Source organism: Sphingobacterium sp. MAE, assembly GCF_056711605.1.
Genome location: NZ_CM160044.1, coordinates 3,954,264 through 3,970,081, shown reverse-complemented (window position 1 = coordinate 3,970,081; position 15,818 = coordinate 3,954,264). Strand labels below are relative to the sequence as shown.

The following is a 15,818-nucleotide window of genomic DNA, read 5'->3' as shown; positions in this document are numbered from 1 at the left end:
TTTTATTCAACTGTTTTGAGATTAAGATATATACACTATAATGGGAAGAGAAATCAGTATAAACGGGTATCAATTGGAAATATGCTCAAATTCACCCCAGTCAGCTCTACATGCGGCGCAAGGAGGCGCTACAAGGATTGAATTTTGTCAAAACTTAGAAAACGGTGGGACGACACCTTCGTATGGTCAGATTGTTCAAACTAGAAAGTTAATTAATATTGGCATGCACGTACTTATTCGTCCTAGAGCGGGTGATTTTGTTTATTCTGATTTGGAATTTGAAGAAATGCTAGCTGATATCAGGTTTTGTAAAGAGAAAGGCTGCGATGGCGTTGTTATAGGAGTAATGAATAGAGATGCAACAGTTGACATTGAGCGAACAAAAGCTCTTGCCGATGCTGCAAGACCTATGCATGTAACCTTTCATCGAGCATTTGATAAGTGCGCGGATCCAATGTCTTCTTTAGCTATTTTAATAGAATTGGGAATTGATCGTCTATTGACATCTGGATTGAAGAATAAAGCAGAGAATGGAGTTGAGCTGCTTAAAAAATTGGTCGAATATGCTAACGGAAAAATTGTTATTATGCCCGGTGCCGGGGTAGACAGTCATAATATCGAAATGATCTTAAAGATAACTGGAGCGACTGCAATACATAGCTCCGCAAAAGATACGGTCTCTTCAGAAATGTCTTATGATAGAATGGAGGTGGCAGGGATGAATGAACCTATATACATGACATCAAAAGAAAAAGTCCACCAATTGGTAGACATCCTTAAAAAACAATAGCGTTGTAATTTACAACGCTATTGTTCTTAATATTTTTTTAACCTATTTAGCTTCTGAAACTAATTGGTTTAAGATAGCATCGTTTTTAACGATTTGATTTGATTTCTTCATTTTAGATCTTGAACCAAGTTCAACATTACTACCTAAACTTAAGAACTGAACTTCAACACGTGAAGTAGTTTTATTTCTTCTATCTTTTCTTTTTAAACGTGTAACTCCCATTTTGATAAATTTTTTTATTGTTCAATAAAACGAGGTCGGAAGCGGATTCGAACCGCTGTAGGAGGTTTTGCAGACCTCAGCCTAGCCACTCGGCCATCCGACCCTATTTGTTCCCCTAGGGGAATGCAAAAGTAAAATTAATATTTGGATTAAAAAAGACTCTTGTGCAATTATTTTTTAAATAAATCATTATCAAGCTGTTTTGTTTGAAAATTATTTTGTGTTATTTGCTATTTTAATAATGCTGCTGCCGATAAATAAATACTTGTCTATTTTTTAATACAGTTAATATGTTGGTTCCTGTTTTATTATCGTATTGTAAATGAGGCTTTTAATGGTTTGGCTTGTAACTTGCAATACCCATCACAACACTAATAATATAATAGAGCGATGAAAAAAATATTACTAACATTAGGCGCAGCATTTTTATTAACTGCTGGAGCTTATGCACAAGGAGGATTAGGATATGGTATCAAGGCAGGAGTTAACTTACCTTCTTACAGTTATGGCGGAAGTGATCTTTCTGATTCGAAGTCAACAGTTAATTTTCATGTTACCGGTTATTTAGATGCTCCTATAACCAGTAACTTCTATATTCAGCCTGGAGTGTCTTTGCAAGGAAAAGGTGCAAAGTTTGCTGATTATAAAATAGGAGAGAGCACCTATGAATTGAAACAAAATACGATGTGGTTAGAGGTTCCTGTTAATTTTGTGTTGAAATTTCCCACTGCTGGTGAAGGTAAATTTTTCGTTGGTGCAGGTCCATATGTATCTTTTGGTTTAAGTGGAAAAAATAAGTTTGATAGAACAAATGGAGATGGTACAACCACTTTGAGTGATAGAGAATTTAAATTTGGTAAAGATGAAACTTTAAAAGGCACAGATTTCGGAGTAAACTTTTTAGCTGGATATCAGTTGGGAAGTGGAATATCGATTAATGCTGGTTATGGTTTGGGTCTAACAAACATTGCTGGGTCTAAATTTATTGGATCAGGAGATGTTAAAAACCGTGTTTGGTCAGTAGGTATTGGTTTTGGAATATAATATCAAATTCACAAGATTATATCAAATGAGTTTAAATTAAACCCTTGCTTTTTAGCAAGGGTTTTTTATTTTCCTTTAAAACTTTAATTTAGTAAGGTTGTTTGAGATTTATAAATATATGATACTATGACAAAGTTTTTAGGCCTACCGTTTTACTTAAAATTAGCTTGTACATTAATTTCTATTTTAATTTTAGGTTATCTTGCTAAAATAGGGGATACAATTCTAGTTCCATTTATATTGGGTTTACTTTTAGCTTTACTGCTTGTTCCAGTCAGTAATTTTTTTGAAAACAAGTTGAAATTCCCGCGCACAATTGCAGGCATTGTGACCGTTTTACTTTTCTTTGGTCTAGTTGGTTTTGGATTCTATATGCTGGCGTCGCAATTATCAATGATTAAAGATGATTGGCCTGCTTTTAAAGAACAAATTTTAGTTGGTTTTCATAACGTACAAGTTTGGGTTACAGATCGTTTTGGTGTGAGGCATAGTGAACAAATGGATATCATTAATAAAACAGCTACAAAATCACTCGATAGTGGAACGTTATTATTAGGAACAGCATTATTGTCATTATCGTCTCTTTTTATACTTCTAGTGTTTACATTTCTGTATACTTTTTTTTTATTGATCTACCGAAGTCATATTGTTAAATTTCTCCTGATGATAAATCATCAGGATCATCATGATATTGTTTTGGATGTTGTGGGACAGATACAATATGTGGTGAAAAAATATTTAATTGGATTACTCTTGCAGATGCTGATTGTATCCACCTTAGTATTTGCAGCATTGAGTATAATAGGAGTAAAATACAGTCTGTTGTTGGCCATTATTACAGGTGTATTTAACGTGTTGCCCTATATTGGGATCTTTACCTCGATCTTAATTATTGCATTACTTACTTTTGCTACTACCTCATTTACCCATGTGCTCATCGTGATCGGTGCACTTATTATTATACATCTTATCGATAGCAATTTTATTGTACCTAAAGTCGTTGGATCTAAAGTAAAAGTAAATTCTTTGTTTGCCATGATGGCGATTATTGTGGGAGAAATGATATGGGGTATTTCTGGAATGTTTCTAGCTATACCTATCCTGGCTATCTGTAAGATCGTGATGGATCGGGTCAAGGAATTAAAACCTTGGGGATTTTTGCTTGGAGAAGAGGATACTAAGCCTGATAAAGATATGAATAAAGTTAAAACAATAAGTCTTAAAAAGAATCAATAAGTAGAATGTTAATACTTATTTGGTATCAATAGGTTTTGAAGATTATAAACAATTTAGATTTCGCTACTGTTGTTGCTCATTAGGTATTTAAAGCTTACTTAGCGATTTATTTAATGATTAGGGTAGAAGCCTGCTTTTATATAATTATTTCAATATAGCGGCTAAGATGAGTTAAAAAGCATATGTAAGTAGTGACCTGTCATAAAAAAGGCTTCTAATTTAACATTAGAAGCCTTTCTTGTTTTTTAATCAGTGCAATTCTATCACACTTTGATTTCTACTTCAACACCTGAAGGTAATTCAAGTTTCATCAATGCATCAACAGTTTTAGAGTTAGATGAATAAATATCTAACAATCTCTTGTATGAACATAATTGGAACTGCTCACGCGCTTTTTTGTTAACGTGTGGAGAACGTAAAACTGTATAGATTTTTTTCTCAGTAGGTAATGGAATAGGACCACTAACAACTGCACCTGTAGGCTTTACTGTTTTTACGATTTTCTCAGCTGATTTGTCAACTAAATTGTAATCGTATGATTTCAATTTGATTCTGATTCTTTGGCTCATTCTTATTTTTGTTTAAATTGATCTCCCGTTAGAGCTATTATCAACAGGAGATCGGTTTGCTTTATATTAGAAAGGATTATTCTCCTTTTAATTTACCTTTTGCTTTTGCAACAACTTCGTCAGTTACGTTACGTGGAGCTTCTTCAAAGTGATCAAATTCCATAGTAGAAGTTGCACGACCTGAAGTGATCGTACGTAATTGTGTTACGTAACCAAACATTTCTGAAAGTGGAACTAATGCTTTAATTACTTGAGCACCATTACGGCTATCTAAACCTTGCATCAAACCACGACGACGGTTTAAATCTCCCATTACATCACCCATGTTTTCTTCTGGTGTTAAAACCTCTATTTTCATAATTGGTTCCATTAACACTGGAGAACATTTTGGTAATGCTTCACGGTATGCCGAACGAGCAGCTAATTCGAAAGATAATGAATCTGAATCGACAGCGTGGAATGAACCATCAATCAAACGAACTTTCATTCCTGATAATGGGAATCCTGCTAATACACCATTTTTCATTGATGTTTCAAATCCTTTTTGAACTGAAGGGATAAACTCTTTTGGAATTTTACCACCCACGATTTCATTCACGAATTGAAGAGGTGATTTAGTTAAATCGTAATCTTCGTCTGCTGGAGAAATAACAACTTTGATGTCCGCAAATTTACCACGACCACCTGATTGTTTTTTGAATACTTCACGGTGCTCTGTAGTACCCGTGATAGATTCTTTATAAGATACTTGAGGAGCTCCTTGGTTCACCTCAACTTTGAATTCACGTTTCAAACGGTCGATCAAGATCTCTAAGTGAAGCTCACCCATACCAGAGATAACTGTTTGACCTGTTTCTTCGTCAGTTTTTACTACGAACGTAGGATCTTCTTCAGCTAATTTACCAAGACCAATACCTAATCTATCAATGTCAGCTTGAGTTTTTGGCTCAATAGCTAAACCGATAACTGGCTCAGGGAAATTCATTGATTCTAATACGATAGGGTGTTTTTCATCACATAAAGTATCACCAGTTTTGATGTCTTTGAAACCAACGACAGCACCGATATCACCAGCCTCGATGAAAGGGATAGGGTTTTGTTTATTCGCGTGCATTTGAAAGATACGAGAGATACGCTCTTTGTTTCCTGAACGTGTGTTCAATACATAAGAACCTGCATCTAATTTACCTGAATAAGCACGGATGAAACACAAACGACCTACGAAAGGGTCAGTTGCAATTTTGAAACCTAATGCTGCGAAAGGCTCGTTAACATCTGGTTTACGTAGTAATTCTGCACCTGTATCAGGATGAGTACCTTTAACACCTTCTGAATCCATTGGAGAAGGCAATAATTCCATTACTAAATCCAACATAGTTTGAACACCTTTGTTTTTGAAAGATGAACCACAAACCATAGGAACGATAGAGTTATCCAATACTGCTGCACGTAAAGCATTTAAAATTTCACGCTCAGTTAATGAATTAGGGTCTTCGAAGAATTTCTCCATCAAAGATTCATCATAACCAGCAACAGCTTCTAATAAACGCTCACGGTATTCAGCAACCTCTTCCAACATATCTTCTGGAATAGGAACCTCTGTAAAAGTCATACCTTTATCATGCTCATTCCAAACGATACCACGGTTGTTAATTAAATCAACAACACCAGTGAAAGTATCTTCAGAACCAATAGGAAGTTGTAAAGCTACTGCTTCAGAACCTAACATTGATTTTACTTGACCAACAACTTTTAAGAAGTCAGCACCTGAACGGTCCATTTTGTTTACGAAACCAATACGTGGAACAGCGTAGTTATCCGCTAATCTCCAGTTAGTCTCTGATTGAGGCTCAACACCATCAACTGCAGAGAATAAGAATACTAATCCGTCTAATACACGTAACGAACGGTTTACCTCAACCGTGAAATCTACGTGACCTGGAGTATCGATAACGTTTACTTGGTATTTGTTACCACGGTACTGCCAGAAAACTGTAGTAGCAGCAGAAGTAATCGTGATACCACGCTCAGCTTCTTGCTCCATCCAGTCCATTGTCGAAGCACCTTCGTGTACTTCTCCAAGTTTATGGTTAACACCTGAGTAGTAAAGAATACGCTCAGTTGTAGTTGTTTTACCAGCATCGATGTGAGCAGCGATACCAATATTTCTAGTGAATTTTAAATCTCTTGCCATAATATTTTTAAGCATTAGCCCAGATAAGGCCGTATGTTTTTTTGTCTAAATAAGTACACCGATCCTGATAAAAGAATAAACGTTTACCTAAGATCGGTGTAATCATATTTGTGTGTGTAAGTTCAAAACTAGAATCTGAAGTGTGAGAACGCTTTGTTAGCTTCAGCCATTTTGTGCGTATCTTCTTTCTTCTTAACAGCAGCACCTTCACCTTTAGAAGCTGAAATGATTTCTCCTGCTAATTTTTCGAACATTGTTTTTTCACCACGTTTACGTGAATATGAAATTAACCATTTCATACCCAAAGCAATTTTCCGTTCAGGACGAACTTCCATAGGAACTTGGAAGTTAGCACCACCAACACGACGAGATTTAACCTCTACAGCTGGCATAACGTTGTTTAAAGCTTTTTTCCAAGCTTCTAAACCGCTTTCGCTAGTTTTTTGCTCTACTAATTCAATCGCGTTGTAAAAAATATCATATGCTGTAGATTTTTTACCATCATACATCATATTGTTTACAAAACGAGTTACCTGAGTGTCGTTAAACTTTGGATCAGGTAAAATGATTCTCTTTTTTGGTTTTGATTTTCTCATTTTTCTTTCCTCCGTTTAATTATTTCTTTTTACCTTTTGCTGGCGCAGCCGCTGCTTGTCCTGGTTTAGGACGTTTAGTTCCGTATTTAGAACGACGTTGGTTACGACCTGCTACACCTGAAGTATCTAATGCACCGCGGATAATGTGGTAACGTACACCTGGTAAATCTTTAACACGACCACCACGAATCAAAACGATTGAGTGCTCTTGTAAATTGTGACCTTCTCCAGGGATGTAAGCGTTGACCTCTTTACCGTTTGTTAAACGTACACGAGCTACTTTACGCATTGCTGAGTTTGGTTTTTTAGGGGTAGTAGTATATACACGTGTACATACACCTCTTCGCTGTGGACATGAGTCCAACGCTGGTGACTTACTCTTGTCAACCAGAGCTACTCTACCTTTTCTAACTAATTGTTGAATAGTAGGCATTTACCTGATTTTGTTATTTAATTTAATTCTTAAATTATTATAAGTTCGCAAAGATAACGATTTTATTGTTAAATCGTAGCACCTCGCCAATTAGTTTTCCACATTTTGCTTGAATATCTTTGACTTAGCTTTTAGATCAACTTGTTTTTAAGTAAATAAGCAACAATCTGATCCGCTCCATATTTTGACAAATGGTCGTCATCATGCATATACGGGTCTTGACCGTTATATTTATTTACTTCAGGTAGATTATAAACATCTATATAAATATCTTTAGAAATAAAAGTTTGAAGATAATTATTGACATGGGCAGACTTCGGATCAAGATAGTTCGCTTCTTTTACCGCGCTATTTTTAGTTTGTAACGCCAATATATTGGGGAAAATGATAGAATAGCTAGGTGTTTGTCCGATCATTTTCAGTACAATATTCTTTTCTTTAAAATATTGTATTACTTTTTGAAGTTTGAACTTTAAAGTTTCATCTGGATATTGTTGTGAACCCCAAAAACCAACAAGGATAACCTCGTCTATATGCGCTGCATTTTGAGGGATAAATTTCTGATACATATAGTCTATGAGTTCACAAGATGCTTTAGGCCCCTTTGTATCTAATAACGGATAGGTTGTAGATACTGTTGCTTGCAACAGATTGATATCTTGTTTTGCGAGTTGCTCTTTTAAACTTTGTGCAAAAACGCCAGCGTGACTATCACCCAATAAAAGTATATTTTTTTTATTAGGGGCAATGTTAGCGCAGATGTCAAAATTATATTGACTGAATGTATTGTCTATATCCAGATGGCAGATTCCCTTTCTAAACTGAAATGGAAGATGTTGTTTTCTATAATTTGTATTGTAATTAGTGAGGTGTTCAATCTCCTTATTAATTTTCAATTGATCATATGGGAATAGCATCATGACTGCGGCTACTATAGTAATCCCTACCGCTGTAGCTAAAGTGAAACGTACTTGATTAAATTTTTTATTAGACTCAATGGTGTAAAATGAGATGCACGCAAAAATAAAGGAAAGAGTAAGGATGGTAATAATAGTGTAAGACTGATTTAGTCCCAAATAGATCGTAAATACATAGATTGGCCAATGCCATAAATATAGCGAATACGATATCTTGCCGATCCATTGAAGTGGTTCGAAAGATAGTGCTTTAAAGTCATATTGTACAAGGAGGATGATAAATGTAGCCACTACCGGAATAAGAGTGTAATAAGACGGCCAACTGATATCGTCCTCTTTGAGTAAAATAATGCATCCTATTAGGGTACTATATCCAAAGAACGCAAATAATTTTCTCCACAATTTTGGTATTTTTTTGGGGATATCTGCCCCCCATAGGCATGCAAGTCCACCAAATAGCATTTCCCATGCGCGTGTTGGGAACATATAAAAGCTGAATGATTGATCTCTATGATTAAAATAAAGGTTCAGACCGAACGAAAGGATGATCAAGCTTATAAATAAATAAATGAACTGCCTTTTGTTTGTCAGATAGTAATTTCGAAATGGATAGAGGAGTACGGGATATAGTAGATAAAATTGCCATTCGACAGATAAAGACCATGTATGTAATAATATGTTGTTTTGCGAAGCGAGATCAAAATAGCCACTATGGATGTAGTAATCTATATTAGAAATAAAAAGAATACTGAAAAAGGAATTGTTTCCAAGTTGTTGTAAATCGTTGGGTAAGAGAATTAAATTGCCAATTATCGCTAGACCAATAATTAGAAAAAGAAGGGCAGGGATGATGCGTACAATCCGCTTGATATAAAACTGCCGGAAAGAAAATATGTGGTCTTCAAATCCTTTAAGAATAATATGGGTCATTAAATATCCCGAGATGACAAAGAAGATATCTACTCCACTGAATCCACCATCAAAATAGGGAATTTTGAAATGAAAAAAAAGTACCGCTAATACAGCTAATGCACGTAGTGCTCCAATATCATTTCTAAATTTCATTATTAAATATGACCTGTTGTAAGCTGCAAATCTGAGCAAAATAATTTAGTTCACCTACTAATTTTTTTCATCTATTATCGAATCAGTATTGAAAAATCTAAGTAAGCATCTATAGTAAGATTTTTTTCAATGAATTGTCAATTTTTATAATATAGCTGAGAAAAGATGATTTTTTCTAACTAAATTTAAACATCTGTCAAAAAAGAGTAAATAGGAGGAGTTTTTTATCAAGTAAAATAGCTGTGTTATGAATTATTTAGAAGATGTTCAAAAATTGTTTTTGTACTATAAACATTTAGTTGATAGCACTATAAATCAATTAACTGATAGTCAGTTGTTTTGGCAGTATAATCAAGAGAGTAATAGTGTCGCGATATTGATTCAGCATATATCAGGAAATATGAAATCACGATTTACAGATTTTTTAACTTCGGATGGTGAAAAAGAATGGCGTAACCGAGATGCTGAGTTTGAGTTGGCTGATCAGGATAAAATGAGACTGTTGCATGAATGGGAGGAAGCTTGGAAAAACTTATTTGTCACGTTGAAAAATTTGCAGTTTGAAGACTTGGGTAAGACAATTTATATTCGAAATCAAGGCCATACTGTTGTAGAGGCTATTAATAGGCAACTGTCACACTATCCCTATCATGTTGGACAGATTGTTATGTTAGGGAAGATGATGAAAGGGAATGATTGGCGCTCTCTATCTATCCCAAGAGGAGAGTCTGATGTATATAACTCGGTTAGATTCATACAATCAAAACGAACAGAACATTTTACAGATGAAATATTGCGCCATTTAGATGGTTAGTTAGTTAGTTAGTTAGTTAGTTAGTTAGTTAGTTAGTTAGTTAGTTAGTTAGTTAGTTAGTTAGTTAGTTAGTTAGTTAGTTAGTTAGTTAGTTAGTTAGTTAGTTAGTTAGTTAGTTAGTTAGTTAGTTAGTTATTAGTTAGTTAGTTAGTTGAAAAATGCCCCCAAAAAGAGTAAGAAACTCAATTTGGAGGCTGTAGTTGTTATTGTTTCAGGATTTGATTAACTGATTAAAGTAAAGTCAATTTGACGTTTGTCAAGATCAACTTTTTTAACTTTGATCTGTACTTCATCACCTAATTGATATTTCTTTTTCTTTCTTTGACCAATAATCGCAAAATTCTTTTCATCTAAGACATAAAAATCATCGTTAATATCTCGTAATCTAACCATACCTTCGCATTTATTCGTTTCGATTTCGACATACATTCCCCATTCAGTTACGCCAGATATAATTCCTGTATATTCAGTTCCAATTTGTTCTTGTAAAAATTCAGCTTGTTTATATTTAATCGAAGCACGTTCGGCTTCAGCAGCTTTCTTCTCCATCTGTGAAGCGTGCTCACACATTTTTTCATAATGGTCTACATTGATTTTATTACCACCATCTAAGTAATGTGCCAATAATCGGTGGACCATTACATCAGGATATCGACGGATGGGGGAAGTGAAGTGCGTGTAATAATCAAAAGCAAGTCCATAATGACTTGTTCCTTTGGTCGTGTAGATCGCTTTTGCCATTGATCTTATTGCAAGAGAGGTAAGCATGTTTTGCTCCTTGCTACCTTCAATTTTTGTCATTAGCGCATTTAATGATTTCGCGGTCTCTTTATCTGATTTTATAGTTAGCTTATGTCCAAATCGAGATGCAAATTGAGAAAATGTTGCTAGTGTCTCTGGATTGGGTACATCATGAAAACGATATACAAATGGTAATTTATTTTTACCCTTACCTTGTTTACCAATATATTCTGCTACTTTTCTATTCGCAAGAAGCATGAAATCTTCAATAAGTTTATGTGCATCTTTTCTCACCTTGGTGTAGACTCCCGTTGGCTTACCATTTTCATCCAAAGTGAACTTTACTTCTTCGCTTTCAAACGCAATTGCGCCATTTTTAAATTTGCGTTCTCGCAGAATATAGGCTAACTCATTTAATTTTAGTATTTCTGCAGTAAAATCTCCTGATTTTGTTTCAATAACCTCTTGGGCTTCTTCATAAGAAAATCTCCGGTCGGAGTGAATGATAGTTCTTCCAAACCATTGGTTTACAATATTGGCTTTCTCATCGAGCTCAAAGACTGCAGAGAAACATAGTTTATCTTCATGTGGACGAAGTGAACAAACTCCATTGGAAAGTCTTTCAGGAAGCATTGGAATCACCCGATCAACTAGATATACTGAGGTCCCTCTTTCGTAGGCCTCTTTATCTAGTTCAGTGTCTGGGATGACAAAATGTGAGACGTCGGCGATGTGTACACCAATTTCATAATTGCCATTCTCAAGTTCTTGAAAAGATATCGCATCATCAAAGTCTTTTGCATCAACAGGATCAATGGTAAAAGTAGTAATATTTCTAAAATCTCTTCTTCTGGCAATCTCTTCTTTCGAATAGCTATCAGGCAGTGCATTTGCCTCTTCTTCGACTTTTGTCGGAAATTTTAAAGGAAATCCATAGTCGGCCAAGATGGCATTCATCTCCGTATTATTTTCTCCTTTTTTACCAAGAATTGTCTTTACTTTTCCAATAGGATTTTTTGCCCCTTGTGGCCAATCAATAATAGAGACGACTACCTTTTCACCATCTTTTGCACCTTCAAGGTTATCCAATGGAATGAAGATATCATGTAACATTTTGCGATCATCAGCAATGAAAAATGCGAAGTTCTGAGAAAGGTTGATGATACCGGTAAAATCTGTTTTTGCACGTTGGATGATTTCTACGACTTCACCTTCTTTTTTACGTCCTCTACTTTTTTCAAAAGTGTGCACTTTAACGATGTCTCCATGAAGAGCTTGTCGTAATTTTCTCGGCGCTACAAAGATGTCATTTTCGAATTCATCTTCAGGTATAATATAAGCAGATCCTTCGGCAGTCATATCGACTTTCCCAGTTACGTAAACTTTGAGTTGACGTAGCTTAAATTTTCCCTTTTCAACCTCTAAAAATGGACTATTTTTTGGGTGCTCAGTCAGGATATTGGCGATGGCTATTTTGGAATCGGAATCGTGAACATTCAATTTTGATGCGACTTGTTTATAGTTGAGGGGTTTGTTGTTTGACTTCTCAAAGATGTCGATGATGAGCTGTGTCAAAACCTCTTGGTATGGGTTTTCTTTTTTTGTCGTCATACGTGTTTTTTTTACTTTTTATTATGTTTTGAATAGGGGAGAGCCATATAGTTGATCTTGAAATTTGTGATCATAAATTATTGCTGTTTTGTATCCCTGTATCACTTACAATATACACATATTAATCTGAAAAATGAGGCAATAGTATTTTGTTTGTTTCATGTTTTCTTTTGAGTATATTTTTAATTTGCTTTAGCTTTGTTATGTTGTTGATAAATAGGTGTTTATATTTGTTTTTGCTTAATTATTCTGATGAAGAAATTTTTCGGACGTTTGTATTTATACTTTAAGCTGATCTTTTTATATTTTGCTAAAATATAAGGTATAACAAAATTATTTAATGTAGTTTTTTAATAACCTTTTAATGAGCGGGTTATTTTTTAATTGCTAAATTTTAGCATTTAAATATATTAAATAATTAGCTTTGATCATTGTTGTAAATTAGAGGAAAATGATATTTCCATAAGGAAAGTAAAACCAGCAAATACCATCGATTTGGAAGCAGTATCGTGTTTAGTTTTCCGTGCAATGATCACAGAGCCCAAGTGCATTTATAGCTACTGTTTCTAGTTTGTAACCTTGTGGAAGATTAAATTTTGGAAGATTGATTTCTTCCATACAATAGACAGAATTACACCGCCTGCAGATGAAATGAACATGTTGATCGTGGTGATTATGTTCGGAACAATTTGTGGAACAAAGGGCATAAGTTGCCGTTCCATTGAGATCAAAAATTTTATGCAATATACCCTTCTCTTCAAAAGAAGCTAGTACACGGTATAGCGTAACCCGATCAATTTCTTTACCAATTAATTTTTCCAATTCTGGTTGTGAAATTGCTGATTTCTTAGTCGATATTGTTTCTAAAGTTCGGAGTCTAGGTTGCGTTACTTTTAAATGATATTGCTTTAGCAAAGCTGTAAAATCGACAGGCTCAAGTACTGCTTTTTCATGTTGTTGATCTTTACTCATAATACAAAAATACATCATTATTCCTATATAAAAAAACGGTCAAAAAACAAGTTTATGTTACTTGCTTTTTGACCGTTTTATAAAAATGCTTTATCTCAAATTATTTACCCGCAGCTTTGGCGTGATCAGCTAAGAAAGTAGCAAGACCGCTATCTGTTAAAGGGTGTTTCAATAAAGCAGTGATAGCTGATAATGGGCCAGTCATAACATCAGCTCCAATTTTAGCACAACCTAAAATATGTGCACTATTACGTACTGATGCTGCTAAGATTTGTGTAGGGAAACTATAATTATCGTAGATCAAACGGATCTCTTCAATAAGCCCTAGGCCATCTGTCGAAATGTCATCTAAACGTCCGATGAAAGGTGAAACATAAGTTGCTCCAGCTTTTGCAGCTAGTAATGCTTGACCAGCAGAGAAAACCAAAGTACAATTTGTTTTGATTCCTTTTTTACTGAAATATTTAATTGCTTTAATACCATCTTTGATCATTGGAACTTTAACAACAATCTTGTCATCTAGTTTTGCAAGCGCCTCTCCTTCTTTGATCATTTCTTCGTAATTTGTAGAAATTACCTCTGCACTTACATCCCCATCTACGATAGCACATATGGCTTTGTAATGATTGATTACATTTTCGTCACCACTAATTCCTTCTTTGGCCATTAAACTTGGGTTTGTTGTTACCCCATCTAATACACCTAAATCTTGTGCTTCTTTGATTTGCTCTAAGTTTGCTGTGTCAATAAAAAATTTCATCTCGTATTGAATTGATTGTTAATTGTTTGGTTTATTTACCTTTAAGGGGCAAAGTTATCGATTAAAATTCACTAATCTTGTGCTGAATTGAAATTACTGCACAAATATTGCTTAATATGAACTGTTCATAATAGCTTACCATTTTCATTTACTTCTATTACATGTTGATATGCAGATATTTCGTTCTCTTGAATACCCGAATTTTCGATTACATATAATCGGTCAAGCGATTTCATTGATGGGGACGTGGATGCAGCGTGTTGCCATTAGTTGGTTGGTATATAAATTAACGGACTCTGTATTTTGGCTAGGTTTTGTTTCATTTATATCGTTGCTTCCTTCTTTAGTATTATCACCTTTTATAGGAAGCTTTGTCGATAAGCACAAGAAATATAGGCTTGTGTTTATGACTCAGATAGGTTTGATGATCCAAGCAGGGATTCTCACATTATTGGTATATCTAAAAATGGAAACGGTTTTATGGCTATCTATTTTGGGATTTGCACAGGGGGTAATCAATGCATTTGATGTATTAGGAAGACAATCACTGATGGTACATCTAGTTGATAATAGAAAAGATTTACCTAATGCTATCGCACTTAACTCTTCTATATTCAATGCTGCGCGTATGGTCGGTCCAGCTATAGGAGGGATCCTTTTGAGCACTTATGGAGAAATGATGTGTTTTAGTAGCAATTTTTTGAGTTTTATACCTGTTCTGATTACGCTATGGATGATGAATGTGACTGAAAATACTGCTAGTTTAAGTAAAGGAAGCAATTGGCAAGGATTAGTTGAGGGTTTTTTCTATTTGAAGCGATCTCCACATATTTTTTCGCTCATCATTGTCATGACTTTTTCAAGTCTATTGGTCATTCCGTATACCTCGTTGCTGCCTGCTGTAGCCAAGGAGATGTTCCATGGTGATGCAGGTACCTTTTCCTGGTTTGAAAGCGCTGCAGGTCTTGGCGCAATGATTGGCGCGATTAATATGGCCAGATTGAAGTCGGGTACAAATATGCGCTATCAAGTAATGGGTGCAGCCTTATTAATGGGTGCGGCTTTATTCTTATTAGGTCATTCCTCTGTGTTGGTTTTGGCTTTAGTCTATACAGCAGTCGTTTCTTTTGCTATGATGATGCAGAACTCTAGTATCAACACTTATATACAGACGCATGCGATGCCCATGTACCGCGCTCGAGCAATATCATATTATGTGATGGCGTTCCAAGGTGTTTTTCCAATAGGAAGTTTACTAATAGGAGCATTAGCAAGCTATTTTGGGTTGCGAAGTGTTTTATATTTTATGGGCGGAGCAGGAATACTGATTGCTATCGCTTACTATTTGTATTTAAGGATGCATATACATAAAAGACTATTTAAGTTTTAACCTTCTTTTAAGCAGTTTGAGCGTCTTCTTTTTATAATCAATCACAGCACCATAACGAGCTAAAATGTCTCCTCCTAACACTCCAATTACAGGTTGTAAATTCATCTGTTCATAGGCATAGTTGATTGAGCTCAGGTCTAGTACAGCAGCTTTGTAGTTTTTGATGGTCCAGTCCTGCATACTAAGATGCGGTATATGGATCAAAAAACTTTGCATGGTATTAGTGCCCAATCCAGATGAAAGTGTATCTGTACTTTCCAATTGAAATTGATCCGAATGTATAGTTTCCAATTGATTTTTATCAAATACAGTCTTTGAAGCTCCAGTATCCAGGACCATAAGATGAGCAGTATTGAATAATGTAACTTCAACTAGGATATGAGTACCTTGTTCTTGTAATTGTAAAAGCCTTAGTGGAATAATTGCCATATTTCAAACATAGAAAAAATATATGCTTACCGAAA

At 35.0% G+C, this 15,818-nt stretch carries 15 protein-coding genes and 1 tRNA gene; 5 read left to right on the top strand and 11 right to left on the bottom strand.

Annotated elements, in window-relative coordinates; translation table 11 throughout:
- Positions 1–73: 73 nt before the first annotated feature.
- On the top strand, positions 74–790 hold the full coding sequence (locus AC06G9_RS16965) for a copper homeostasis protein CutC (RefSeq protein ID WP_480956832.1): 717 nt from the start codon (positions 74–76) through the stop codon (positions 788–790).
- Positions 791–832: 42 nt separating this feature from the next.
- Here AC06G9_RS16965 and AC06G9_RS16960 read toward each other — a convergent pair whose 3' ends face one another.
- Positions 833–1,012, bottom strand: coding sequence for a hypothetical protein (locus tag AC06G9_RS16960; RefSeq protein ID WP_045754327.1), 180 nt, complete (start codon positions 1,010–1,012; stop codon positions 833–835).
- 32 nt (positions 1,013–1,044) lie between these two features.
- Positions 1,045–1,115: transfer RNA gene (locus AC06G9_RS16955), tRNA-Cys, on the bottom strand.
- A 287-nt stretch (positions 1,116–1,402) separates the two neighbouring features.
- Here AC06G9_RS16955 and AC06G9_RS16950 point away from each other — a divergent pair.
- Together AC06G9_RS16950 and AC06G9_RS16945 are read left to right on the top strand one after the other, a co-directional pair.
- Positions 1,403–2,056 carry a porin family protein gene (locus tag AC06G9_RS16950; RefSeq protein WP_045754326.1) on the top strand — a complete coding sequence of 218 codons (654 nt, stop codon included), beginning with the start codon at positions 1,403–1,405 and terminating at the stop codon, positions 2,054–2,056.
- 126 nt (positions 2,057–2,182) lie between these two features.
- Entirely contained in the window at positions 2,183–3,292 is a 1,110-nt protein-coding gene (locus tag AC06G9_RS16945) for an AI-2E family transporter (RefSeq protein ID WP_094772293.1), read from the top strand.
- A gap of 263 nt (positions 3,293–3,555) precedes the next feature.
- On the opposite strand, the gene rpsJ is transcribed toward AC06G9_RS16945, so the two are convergent.
- The 5 genes from rpsJ to AC06G9_RS16920 all read right to left on the bottom strand — a co-directional run bounded on the left by rpsJ (position 3,556) and on the right by AC06G9_RS16920 (position 9,066).
- The gene (rpsJ, locus tag AC06G9_RS16940) at positions 3,556–3,861 is read right to left on the bottom strand and encodes a 30S ribosomal protein S10 (RefSeq protein WP_013667229.1); all 306 of its coding nucleotides are present in this window, start codon (positions 3,859–3,861) and stop codon (positions 3,556–3,558) included.
- A 76-nt stretch (positions 3,862–3,937) separates the two neighbouring features.
- Positions 3,938–6,055, bottom strand: a complete 2,118-nt coding sequence (gene fusA / locus AC06G9_RS16935; RefSeq protein WP_045756103.1) for an elongation factor G — start codon at positions 6,053–6,055, stop codon at positions 3,938–3,940.
- 128 nt (positions 6,056–6,183) lie between these two features.
- On the bottom strand, positions 6,184–6,651 hold the full coding sequence (gene rpsG / locus AC06G9_RS16930) for a 30S ribosomal protein S7 (RefSeq protein ID WP_045756100.1): 468 nt from the start codon (positions 6,649–6,651) through the stop codon (positions 6,184–6,186).
- A 19-nt stretch (positions 6,652–6,670) separates the two neighbouring features.
- Entirely contained in the window at positions 6,671–7,084 is a 414-nt protein-coding gene (rpsL, locus tag AC06G9_RS16925) for a 30S ribosomal protein S12 (protein WP_002993550.1), read from the bottom strand.
- 131 nt (positions 7,085–7,215) lie between these two features.
- Positions 7,216–9,066 carry an acyltransferase family protein gene (locus tag AC06G9_RS16920; protein WP_045756101.1) on the bottom strand — a complete coding sequence of 617 codons (1,851 nt, stop codon included), beginning with the start codon at positions 9,064–9,066 and terminating at the stop codon, positions 7,216–7,218.
- 247 nt (positions 9,067–9,313) lie between these two features.
- Here AC06G9_RS16920 and AC06G9_RS16915 point away from each other — a divergent pair, with 247 nt between their 5' ends.
- A complete protein-coding gene (locus tag AC06G9_RS16915) occupies positions 9,314–9,880 on the top strand; it encodes a DUF1572 family protein (RefSeq protein ID WP_248755840.1) in 567 nt (188 codons plus the stop codon).
- Between the two features lie 222 nt (positions 9,881–10,102).
- Here the strand turns inward: AC06G9_RS16915 and rnr are convergent, their stop codons facing one another.
- The 3 genes from rnr to fsa all read right to left on the bottom strand — a co-directional run bounded on the left by rnr (position 10,103) and on the right by fsa (position 13,964).
- Positions 10,103–12,232, bottom strand: a complete 2,130-nt coding sequence (gene rnr / locus AC06G9_RS16910; protein WP_045753708.1) for a ribonuclease R — start codon at positions 12,230–12,232, stop codon at positions 10,103–10,105.
- Between the two features lie 513 nt (positions 12,233–12,745).
- The gene (locus tag AC06G9_RS16905; protein ID WP_045753709.1) at positions 12,746–13,204 is read right to left on the bottom strand and encodes a Fur family transcriptional regulator; all 459 of its coding nucleotides are present in this window, start codon (positions 13,202–13,204) and stop codon (positions 12,746–12,748) included.
- A gap of 100 nt (positions 13,205–13,304) precedes the next feature.
- Positions 13,305–13,964 carry a fructose-6-phosphate aldolase gene (gene fsa / locus AC06G9_RS16900; RefSeq protein WP_021188478.1) on the bottom strand — a complete coding sequence of 220 codons (660 nt, stop codon included), beginning with the start codon at positions 13,962–13,964 and terminating at the stop codon, positions 13,305–13,307.
- Between the two features lie 169 nt (positions 13,965–14,133).
- Between fsa and AC06G9_RS16895 the strand changes: the two genes are divergently transcribed.
- The gene (locus AC06G9_RS16895) at positions 14,134–15,354 is read left to right on the top strand and encodes an MFS transporter (RefSeq protein ID WP_045753710.1); all 1,221 of its coding nucleotides are present in this window, start codon (positions 14,134–14,136) and stop codon (positions 15,352–15,354) included.
- Here the strand turns inward: AC06G9_RS16895 and AC06G9_RS16890 are convergent.
- On the bottom strand, positions 15,340–15,783 hold the full coding sequence (locus tag AC06G9_RS16890) for an aspartyl protease family protein (protein WP_045753711.1): 444 nt from the start codon (positions 15,781–15,783) through the stop codon (positions 15,340–15,342). The genes AC06G9_RS16895 and AC06G9_RS16890 overlap by 15 nt on opposite strands.
- Positions 15,784–15,818 lie beyond the last annotated feature (35 nt).